The sequence below is a fragment of the Streptomyces avidinii genome (assembly GCF_014650695.1).
In the GTDB taxonomy this organism is placed as follows: domain Bacteria; phylum Actinomycetota; class Actinomycetes; order Streptomycetales; family Streptomycetaceae; genus Streptomyces; species Streptomyces avidinii.
Genome location: NZ_BMVL01000008.1, coordinates 324,730 through 335,066 on the forward strand (window position 1 = coordinate 324,730; position 10,337 = coordinate 335,066).

The following is a 10,337-nucleotide window of genomic DNA, read 5'->3' on the forward strand; positions in this document are numbered from 1 at the left end:
CTTCAGCCGGTCTCCTTGACGCACGTCCGGTCCTTCGCCGGCAGTCTCCCGGTGGCCAGGTACCTGTTGACCTGGTCGTCCACGCAGGCGTTGGCGTAGCTCCCGTAGAGGGCGTGCCGGTTGGCGCCCTCCAGGGTGATCAGCCTCGAACTCGGCAGCAGCCGGCGCAGCTCGACGCTGCCCCTGTACGTGGTGCGCGGATCACCGGTGGCGGCCACGATCAGCGCGGACGCGTCACGCCGTACCCGGGTCGGCTCCTCGCGCGGCCGGTCCCAGAAGGCACACGGGTTGATGTTGCGGGTCAGCGCGCCGAACAAGGGATGCGCGGCGCGGCTGCTCTCGATGTCCCGCCAGTACTGCTCGGGATCGCGTACGGCCGCCACGTCCCCGCAGATGATCGCGGACTGCACGCCCGTGGGCTCGCCCTCGCCGCGCAGCGCATACCGGAGCTCTCCGGCGATCCCCGCAGGAAGCGTGGTCGGCGCCCCGTCGGCGGCCTTGACCAGTACGGACATCAGCTCGCCGAAGGACGCCCGCGCGGCCTCGGTGTCGTCCGCGATGCCCGAGAAGAGCAGGAGCGGCACCTGGCTGTCGTCGATCCGGAAGGCATCGGCGCCCGAACCGATGGTCAGCGGGCCGCGCGCGGATGCCGCGACGACGCGGTCGACGGAGGCGAGCACCTCGGCGCGGGTGCGGCCGAAGCCGTAGACGCCGTGGCGGTCCGCCGCCCAGCCCGCCCAGTCGGACAGCGCCTTCTCGTTCTCGCGCTCGGTGCCCTCCAGCAGCCGGGGGCGGTAGTCGCCCGGGTTGATCGCCCCGTCGAGCACCATCCGGTCGTGGCGGCCGGGGAACATCTGGGTGTAGACCGTGCCCAGGTAGGTGCCGTAGGAGTAGCCCAGGTAGGAGATCTTCCGCTCGCCGAGCGCGCCGCGGATGACGTCCATGTCGCGGGCGGTGTTGCGGGTGCTGATGTGCGGGAGTACGGAGGCACCGGTGGCCCGGCACTTGTCGGCCAGGCTCTTCTGCAGGACGACCTGCCGGTCGAAGGCCGCCCGGTCGGCGCCGGCCGACAGCCAGGTCATGCCGAGGGGCCAGCCGCAGTCCAGCGGGGTGCTGCGCCCGACGAAGCGCGGGTCGAACCCGACGATGTCGAAGCGGGCCCCGACCTCCTTCATCGCCGCACGGGCCGTCGGCGGGTATGCCCGGGCGGGGCCGCCCGGGCCGCCGGTGTTCAGCAGGATCGCGCCGATGCGGTGACGGGTGTCGGTGGCCTTGAGCCGGGATATCGCCACGGTGATCGTGCGGCCCCGGGGGGCGGCGTAGTCGAGCGGCACGGTCACGTCCGCGCACTGCACACCGGCCCGGTCCAGATCACGGCCCGTGGTGTCGTCGGGGCCCGTGACGCAGCTGCCCCAGACCGGCCGCTGCCGGTAGTACCGGTCGAGTCCCGCCCCGGAGCCGTGCTCGGCGGACGCGGACGGGGGCGCGGCCCCGGCGGGCGCGGCGTCGAGGGCGACGGCCGGGACGGGGGCGGCGGCGAGACAGGCGGCGAGGACGAGGCCCACGGAAGAGGCGCGGCGAGCGGTGGGGCCGAGGGTACGGTCGGCGGCGGGCGGCGCATCGGCCGCTTCGTGTGATCGCATGCCCCGAGGCTAGGAACCTGCCCCGGCACTGCACATCGGCCACGGGCACGAGGCCGCGGGTCCCGCCCGCCCCCGGCGCCCGGGACCTGCGGCCCGGTCCGGCCTCCTCCTCCAGGAGGAGGCCTGGCAGGTTCTGCGGGTGGCGGCGACGCGCATGCACGCCCCGAGCACGGCACGGCAGCCGCCACCCCACGACCCGCACTCGTCAAGGCCTGCCCTTGGCGTCCCCTCGCGTCGAATCGCTCCACACCAGGGTGATCAAGATGTGACGAACCGTCAACACCTCGTTAGAGGTACACGCGCGGTTCCCGCGGCGGGGTATGAATTTCCGACGGGCCGTCCGAGGGGCGCTCGGAGGCGCAGTCCGAGGTGGATTTCTCCGCGCGGTCGATCTCGCACCAGATCCGTTTGCCCGCGCCCTCGCGCTGCCAGCCCCAGCGGTCCGCCAGGCCGTCGACCAGCTCCAGACCGCGCCCGCCGGTGTCCTCGCCGCACGCCTGCCGGCGGTTCGGTGCCCGGTCGCTCGCGTCGGCCACCTCGACCCGCACCCCCGGCCCCCCGAACAGCATCCGCAGCACGGCCGGACAGCCCGTGTGCACGACCGCGTTCGTGACCAGCTCGGAGATCAGCAGGATCAGGGTCTCGGCGAGCGGCTCGTCGTCCCCTATGCCCGACCCCGCCAACCGGGACCGGGCCCACCGGCGGGCCCGGCCGACCTCGGCGGGATCCGCTCCGACCTCCAGCTGAACCTGAAGCAGCTGCACCGCTCACACCATCCGAACCGGCGGACACTTCGCCTCGCGACAGGACGGGATCACCCAGCGTGATCCCCTTCCGTAGCAGCATGGTTGACATACAGTCACCACAACAAGCGCTTCGGGCATATTCCCGCGCGAAGGAGTGGGCGTGGTGCATACTGTGCGACGCTCGCGCCGCTCAACCGCTCGCATTCGTGGGAGCGTACCGGAGCAGGCCCCCGCTTCCGGGTCGCAATGAGTCGGGCGAAGGACACAAACCGATATCAACTCTCTGTAATCAGACATGCGTCCCGCGCCGTCCTTCCCGTGCCTCCACATCACCGTGTGCAACGCCGGCCGCCCGCCGCTGCGGCCACCCGGCCGCCCCACCACCACTCGGCCAACCGGCCACCCGGCTACCCCGCCGACCCGGCCGACCCCGCCGACCCCAACAGCTCCCCGGCGAGCAGCTCCTCCGCCTGCGCCGCAGTCCGCCACTGCTCCGCCCGCACCCAGGCCCGCTTCAGGTGCAGGTGCACGTCCGCCTCCCAGGTGAATCCCATACCGCCGTGCACCTGCAGGCAGTCCCGGGCGCCCAGCACGGCCGCCTCGTCCGCCAGGAGCTTGGCCGCGGCCACCTCGCCCGGGTCTCCCGTCACCGCCGCCGCGTAGACCGCCGTACGGGCCACCTCCGCCCGGACCAGCATCCGCGCGCACAGGTGCTTGACCGCCTGGAAGGCCCCGATCGGCTGCCCGAACTGCTCCCGCTCACCCGCGTACCGCACCGCGAGCTCCACCGTCCGCAGTGCGCTCCCGAGCTGCAGCGCGGCCGTCAGCAACGCGCCCGCATCGCGGTACGCCGAGACGTCGCCCACCGCCGCGACCCGGTGCAGGGGTGTCAGCGGGTCCACCGAGCGCACCGGCTCACCGGCGGGCACCGCGGCCGCCCCCAGCACCGCGTCCGCGTCCCCGAGGTGGGCCACCAGCGGCCCGTCCAGGTCGAAGGCGGTCACCACCGCCGTTCCCGCCGCCGCTCCCGGCACCACCCCCGCGGCCAGGTGCGTGGCCACCAGCGGCCCCGGTACCAGCGCCCGCCCGGCCTCCTCGAAGACCAGGACCGCCTCCGGCAGGCCCAGGCCCACACCGCCCTCGGCCTCCGGCAGGCGCAGCGCGAAGAAGCCCGCCTCGCCCAGCTCCCGCCACAGCGCACGGTCCACGCCGGCCCCCGCTTCGGCCGACGCGTCGACCGAAGCCCGCAGCGCCTCCCGCCCGTACCGCCCGGCCAGCAGGCCCCGTACGCCCGCCCGCAGGTGCTGCTGGTCCTCGGTCGGCTGGAAGTCCACGGCCCTCACCGGCCCTTCGGAAGGCCGAGGATCCGCTCGGCGACGATGTTCTGCTGGATCTGCGAGGTGCCCGCGGCGATCGTGTAGGAGAGGGACGAGAGCCGGTCCGGCACCCATTCCTCGTCGAGGGACAAGGATGCGGCCCCGAGCACCTCCGCCGCCGTGTCGTAGAGCTCCTGGCGCGCGTGCGAGTAGGCGAGCTTGAAGACGGAACCGCCGATGCCGGGTACACCGCCCGCCGACCGTCCCGCCTCGCTCACGTTCCACTGGGTGAGCCGCCAGAGCGCGCCGAACTCCCCGTACAGCCGCCCCAGCCTGCGCCGCAGCACCGGGTCGTCCCACCGGCCGTTGGCCTTCGCCGCCCGGGCCAGTTCCCCCAGGGTCCGGCGGCAGGCGACGACCTCGCCGACGAAGGCGGTGCCGCGCTCGAAGGACAGCGTGACCATGGTGACGCGCCAGCCGTCGTTCTCCGCGCCGACCCGGTCGGCCACCGGGACCCGCACCTCGTCGAGGAACATCTCCGCGAACTCCGCCGACCCGGCGAGCGTGCGCAGCGGCCGTACCGTCACTCCCGGCGCGTCCATCCGCATGGCCAGCCAGGAGATCCCCCGGTGTTTGGGGACGTCGGCGCCGACCGGCTGCGTCCGCACGAGCAGCTCGCACCAGTCGGCGACCTCCGCGTGCGAGGTCCAGATCTTCGACCCGGTGATCACGTAGTCGTTGCCGTCGCGTACGGCCCGGGTGCGCAGGGAAGCCAGGTCGGAGCCGGCCCCCGGCTCGCTGAAGCCCTGGCACCACACCTCGTCGCCCCGCAGGACGGGCGGCAGCCAGCGCGCCCGCTGCTCCGCCGTGCCCTCGGCCGCGATCGTCGGACCGGCGTGCAGCAGCCCGACGAAGTTCGCGCCGACGTACGGGGCCCCGGCGCGCTCGGTCTCCTCCAGGAAGATCAGGTGCTGGGTCGGGGTGGCCCCGCGGCCGCCCGCGTCCACCGGCCAGTGCAGGCCCGCGTACCCGGCCTCGTACAGCCTGCGCTGCCAGCCGAGGTCATAGGCGCGCCGGCCCGGCCAGTCGTCGGGGGACGGCCTGGCGGGCAGCTCAGGGAGCACCTTGGCGAGCCAGGCGCGCAGCCGGGCCCGGAAGTCCTGCTCCTCCTCGGTGTAGGTCAGGTCCATCAGCGGCGGCTCTTGTCCAGGTCGAGGCCGAGCATGCGGATGGCGTTGCCGCGCATCAGCTTGTAGATCGTCTCGTCGTCCAGACCCTTCACGTGGTCGAGGGCGACCTCCTTGGTGTGCGGGAAGGTCGAGTCCACGTGCGGGTAGTCGGTCTCGAAGGTGGCGTTGTCGCGTCCGACGACGTCGAGCGAGGCGATCCCGTGCTTGTCGCGGAAGAAGCAGCAGAACATCTGCCGGTAGTAGTACGTGGACGGCGGCTCGGGGATCAGGTCGCGGACCCCGCCCCAGGCCCGGTGCTCCTCCCAGACGTCGTCGGCCCGCTCCAGGGCGTAGGGGATCCAGCCCATCTGGCCCTCGCTGTAGGCGAGCTTCAGCGTCGGGAACTTCACCAGGACGCCGCTGAAGAGGAAGTCCATCATCGAGGCCATCGCGTTGTTGAAGCTGAGCGAGGCCTGGACGGCGGGCGGTGCGTCGGGGGAGGCGGCGGGCATCTGGGAGCTGGACCCGATGTGCATGTTGACCACCGTGCCGGTCTCCTGGCAGACGGCGAAGAAGGGGTCCCAGTAGCCGGAATGGATCGAGGGCAGCCCGAGGTGGGTGGGGATCTCGGAGAAGGTCACGGCCTTCACCCCGCGGGCCGCGTTGCGCCGGATCTCGGCGACGGCGAGGTCGATGTCCCAGAGCGGGATGATGCACAGCGGGATCAGCCGGCCGCCGCTGTCGCCGCACCACTCCTCGACCATCCAGTCGTTGTAGGCGCGCACGCAGGCGAGGGCGACCTCCTTGTCGTGCGCCTCGGCGAAGGTCTGACCGCAGAAGCGCGGAAACGTCGGGAAGCACAGCGAGGCCTCGACGTGGTTGAGGTCCATGTCGGCGAGGCGTGCCTCGGGGTCCCAGCAGCCGCGGCGCATCTCCTCGCGGGTGATGCCCTCCAGGGTCATGTCGTCGCGGTCGAAGCCGACGGCGGCGATGTTGCGCTTGTACGGGAACTTCAGGTCCTCGTAGATCCACCAGTCGGTCGGCGGGCCGTCGGGGTCCATGGTGATGACGTACTTGCCACCGGTGTAGGCGAGTTCGCCGATGCCGGCGGTGAGCGCCTTGGGGCCGCGGTCGCGGTACTTGGCGGGCAGCCAGACGTCGAACAGGTGCGCGGGCTCGATCACGTGGTCGTCGACGCTGATGATCCGAGGCAGTTCCATGGTCTCCCCAATTCACCGATCTGATGGATCGTCAGAAACAAGCTAGCCCCGCCACCCCTGGACCGACAAGCGTGCGCGCTCTACGCTCTGCGCTTGCTCTGACTATCCGTCAGCTATGGGGAGGTCTGGGATGACGGACACCGCGACCGCGACAGAACTGAGCCGGTCCCGAACCCTGTGGGAACTGATCACCCACCGGGCCGCACTCACCCCGGACACCCCCGTCCTGATCGAGGCGTCCGAGGACCGCGCCGACGACCATGCCGGGGACACCACCGGGGACCGCGCCGGGGACCGCCGGCTCACCTTCGGCGCGCTGCACGACCGCGCCGAACGCGTCGCGGCCGGCCTCCACGACATGGGCGTCCGCCCCGGCACCGTCGTCGCCTGGCAGCTCCCCACCCGCATCGAAACGGTGCTGCTCTCCGTCGCCCTCGCCCGGATCGGCGCCGTCCAGACCCCCGTCATCCCCTTCTACCGGGACCGCGAGGTCGGCTTCGCCCTGCGCGAGGCCAAGGCCGAGTACTTCGCCGTACCCGGGAACTGGCGCGGCTTCGACCACACGGCCATGGCCCGGCGACTCGGCGCCCGCGGCGTCTTCGAGGCCTACGCCGACCTCCCGGACGGCGACCCGGCCGTACTCCCCCCGCCGCCCGCCTCCGGCACCGACGTCCGGTGGATCTACTGGACCTCCGGCACCACCTCCGACCCCAAGGGCGTCCTGCACACCGACCGCTCCCTGATCGCGGGCGGCTCCTGCCTCGCGCACGCCCTGCGCCTGAGCCCGGCCGACGTCGGCTCGATGGCCTTCCCGTACGCGCACATAGGCGGCCCGGACTACCTGGTGATGCTGCTCCTGTACGGCTTCCCCGCGGTGCTCTTCGAGAAGTTCGCCATGCCGGACGCGCTGAACGGCTACCGCCGCCACGGAGTCACCGTCGCCGGCGGATCGACCGCCTTCTACTCCATGTTCCTGACCGAGCAGCGCAAGGCCCCGGACGTCCCCCTCATCCCCACCCTCCGCCTCCTCGCGGGCGGCGGCGCCCCGAAACCGCCGGAGATCTACCACGCGGTCGTCCGGGAACTGGGCTGCCAGCTCACCCACGGCTACGGCATGACCGAGGTCCCGATGATCACCATGGGCGCACCGGACGACACCGCCGAGAACCTCGCCACCACCGAGGGCCGCCCCCCGGCGGGCATGTCCATCCGCATCACCGCCCCCGACGGCACCCCGCTGCCCCCGCACACGGACGGCGAGGTCCGGCTGCGCGGCGAGGCGGTCTGCCAGGGCTACCTGAACCGGGACGCGTCGACGGAGGTCTTCGACGCCGACGGCTACCTGATCACGGGCGACCTCGGCCATCTGACCCGGGACGGCTACCTCGTCCTCACCGGGCGCAGCAAGGACGTCATCATCCGCAAGGGCGAGAACATCTCGGCGAAGGAGATCGAGGACCTCCTCCACCGCCTCCCGGCCGTCGCGGACGTGGCGATCATCGGCCTCCCGGACCCCACCCGCGGCGAACGCGTCTGCGCGGTGGTGGAACAACCCCCGGGAGCCGCCCCCCTGACCCTCCCCCAACTGACGGCCTACCTCCGCACGGCGGGCCTGGCCACCCACAAACTCCCGGAACAACTGGAACTCCTGGAGTCCCTCCCCCGCAACGAAACCCTCCGCAAGGTCCTGAAGTACAAACTCCGGGAGCGGTACGCGTAGCGGGGGGGGCTTCGGTGGGCGGGATCCGCGGGGGCGGCAGTCAGAGTCGCGTATGGGGGTTTCCCGTCAGTCTCATCGTCTCTCCGTGTCGGGCCGGTCCCTCAAGGGCGCTCCTTCGTCGCGTCGCTGCGCGATGACCTTCGGCCACCCTTGACCGACCGTCCCGCCCCGGAAATCCGAAGACTGCCGGGAAACCCCCATAGGAACGGGCCGGAAGATGCTTTTCAGGGACGGGGTGGTCGGAGATGCCCGAGCGGGCCAGGGGTGGGGCGACCGAGAGACGGGCCCATCCGGAGAGGCCTTCCGGGGCGGTGGGCGCATCCAATCGCTACGCGCTCCTCATCCCTCAGCGTCTCCAGCCCGTCCTGGGCCGGACATAAGCCGCCCACGACCCGTTGTCGCTTCTCATTCACGCGACCGACGACCGGCCGGGGCCGTTGAGAGGGACCGACGGCCGATTCCTCGGCTATTTCGTCGTGCCTAAGGGGCAACGGAGGACCGGCTCCACGAACCCACGATGGAATAGCCGTTGTCCCACAGGATCGCGGGCGGCCCATGTCCAGTCGTGACAGCGTCAGCGAACGACAGGGCCGTGACCGGCCCGCCAGTCGTTGATGCGTTTGCGGATACTGGGCACCATCGGGAGATCGTCAACGGCATCGGGCGTGAACCATGCGACCTCGTGCGACTCGTCCGAAGTCTGGAGACTCCCTCCTGTGGGGTGGGCGAGCAGACAGATCGAAAATTCCTGCCGCACTTCTCCATCGTCGTAGGCGAAGACATGGCCCGGGTTTGTGTACGTACCGACGATCCCCACGACCTCCACGACGATGCCGGTCTCCTCAAGGGTCTCCCGAACTGCGCAGTCGCCGATGCTCTCGCCGAGCTCCATCTTGCCGCCCGGCAGAGCCCACTTGCCGTTGTCCGTGCGTCTCTGCAACAACACCCTGCCCTCGCCATCGACGACGACCGCTGAAGCCGCAGGCACCAGGCTGTTCGCCCTTGGGGCCTCGGGGTCATCCTCGTAGTCACGCCTGGCCACTTCGCCCCACCTCCCGTATATCGCGTCCGCGACTCCACAGCTCTTCGGCATGAGCGGAAAATCGGTCGAACATGCCGTCCGCCTGCCTGCGCCGTAAGTGCATCATGGCCGTAATGAACGAGAACGTTTCGGACTCGGCCGTCGAGCACGGGGTTGAACTGGCCTACATCCGTGGCGCATCCGGCCGCGAATTCACCACATCGGTTTCCAATGTCGAGCCCACGCACTAGGACCTGTCCGGGCGTCCTTCCTGGTGCGATCGACATCCTCTGGACACCCCACTCCGGGGAATCGGCCGGCGCCAAGGGGGTGTCAGTCACCACCGCTACCGTTCGGCCATTCACGATCTTCGGGAGGGTGGCTCGGTGGGTGCCAGCGGATGGAACTACGTCACGAGGTACGACGGCGATGTCGAGGCGGCCTTGGCGGCCTTGCAGGCCGGGGTGTTTCAGGAGGAGTACGGCGACGGTGACCGCTACCGAAGCCTGGAGGACCTGTACAAGGACGAGGAGTTCATGGGGACGGAGGGCACCCATACGATCCTCGACATCGTCGAGGTTGTCGCCACCGACGCCCCACCGACACGGTTGGCTCTCGCTGACTACAGCACCCTGCGCCCTCTGGCACTCAGCCGCGTGGTGCACCACTTCGGCACGGACCGCCCGTCGGTCGATCAGTACGAGGAGTACGAGAGCAGCCTGCTCGAGGAGTGTCGGATGCGGTGGACCGGCTACTACGTCGTCCTCTACTCCGAGGACAGACCCACTCACCTGGGAATCTTCGGCTCCTCAGGTGACTAGGTCCGATCCGGCACCGGCTGGCCCTCTCCCCTTCCAAAGATCTCCTGGTTCGAGCTATACGGGTGTGAACTGTGCTTGGTGGAGGGGAGGATGGGACTGTTCGGCAAGGACAGTTGCGAGCGGTCGGAGGCGGGCATGGCCAAGGAATTCCAAGTGACTTACGACTGCGCCGACCCGGGCGCGCAGGCCGTGTTCTGGGCCGAGGCGCTGGGCTACCGCGTCCAGCCGCCGCCCGAAGGGTTCGCCGACTGGCCGGCCGCGCTCACGGCGTGGGGCGTACCGCCTGAACAGCACAACAGCCGGTCGGCCATCACGGATCCGGACGGCAAGGGGCCGAGGGTCTTCTTCCAGAAGGTCCCGGAGGGGAAGACGTCGAAGAACCGCCTGCACCTGGACGTCCGCGCAGCACCCGGCCTGAAGGGGGACGAGCGGATGGCCGAGCTGGAGCAGGAGGCCACCCGGCTGGAGGCGCTGGGAGCGAAGAGGCTGTACCGGATCGACGGCAATGACATGGACGAGGGGATCATCGTGATGGCTGACCCGGAGGACAACGAATTCTGCCTGGACTGACGGTGATCAGCCCCGAATGGGCGTCGGTCGCGTGACTGAGCTGCTTCAACAGGTCGTGGGCGGCTTATGTCCGGCCCAGGACGGGCTGGAGACGCTGAGGGATGAGGAGCG

The 10,337-nt window shown here is 70.7% G+C and carries 9 protein-coding genes; 3 read left to right on the plus strand and 6 right to left on the minus strand.

Translation table 11 applies throughout. The annotated features are described in order from the left end of the window. Positions 1-2 precede the first annotated feature (2 nt). The 5 genes from IE257_RS23060 to IE257_RS23080 all read right to left on the minus strand — a co-directional run bounded on the left by IE257_RS23060 (position 3) and on the right by IE257_RS23080 (position 6,094). Positions 3-1,643: an alpha/beta hydrolase gene (locus IE257_RS23060; protein ID WP_189971522.1), complete on the minus strand. Its 1,641-nt coding sequence runs from the start codon at positions 1,641-1,643 to the stop codon at positions 3-5. Positions 1,644-1,930: 287 nt separating this feature from the next. Next, complete coding sequence (locus IE257_RS23065) at positions 1,931-2,407, minus strand: ATP-binding protein (RefSeq protein ID WP_229920595.1); 477 nt, start codon at positions 2,405-2,407, stop codon at positions 1,931-1,933. 389 nt (positions 2,408-2,796) lie between these two features. After that, entirely contained in the window at positions 2,797-3,723 is a 927-nt protein-coding gene (locus tag IE257_RS23070) for an acyl-CoA dehydrogenase family protein (RefSeq protein WP_189971524.1), read from the minus strand. Positions 3,724-3,728: 5 nt separating this feature from the next. Then, complete coding sequence (locus tag IE257_RS23075; RefSeq protein ID WP_189971526.1) at positions 3,729-4,895, minus strand: acyl-CoA dehydrogenase; 1,167 nt, start codon at positions 4,893-4,895, stop codon at positions 3,729-3,731. Continuing rightward, entirely contained in the window at positions 4,895-6,094 is a 1,200-nt protein-coding gene (locus IE257_RS23080) for an amidohydrolase family protein (RefSeq protein ID WP_189971528.1), read from the minus strand. Before IE257_RS23080 ends, IE257_RS23075 begins: the two co-directional genes overlap by 1 nt. A 130-nt stretch (positions 6,095-6,224) precedes the next feature. On the opposite strand from IE257_RS23080, the gene IE257_RS23085 reads away from it, so the two are divergent. Then, on the plus strand, positions 6,225-7,814 hold the full coding sequence (locus IE257_RS23085; RefSeq protein WP_189971530.1) for an AMP-binding protein: 1,590 nt from the start codon (positions 6,225-6,227) through the stop codon (positions 7,812-7,814). A 574-nt stretch (positions 7,815-8,388) separates the two neighbouring features. Here the strand turns inward: IE257_RS23085 and IE257_RS23090 are convergent. Next, a complete protein-coding gene (locus IE257_RS23090) occupies positions 8,389-8,856 on the minus strand; it encodes an NUDIX hydrolase (protein WP_189971610.1) in 468 nt (155 codons plus the stop codon). A 365-nt stretch (positions 8,857-9,221) separates the two neighbouring features. Here IE257_RS23090 and IE257_RS23095 point away from each other — a divergent pair, with 365 nt between their 5' ends. Next, complete coding sequence (locus IE257_RS23095; protein ID WP_189971532.1) at positions 9,222-9,656, plus strand: hypothetical protein; 435 nt, start codon at positions 9,222-9,224, stop codon at positions 9,654-9,656. 135 nt (positions 9,657-9,791) lie between these two features. Beyond that, complete coding sequence (locus IE257_RS23100) at positions 9,792-10,226, plus strand: VOC family protein (protein WP_189971612.1); 435 nt, start codon at positions 9,792-9,794, stop codon at positions 10,224-10,226. Positions 10,227-10,337 lie beyond the last annotated feature (111 nt).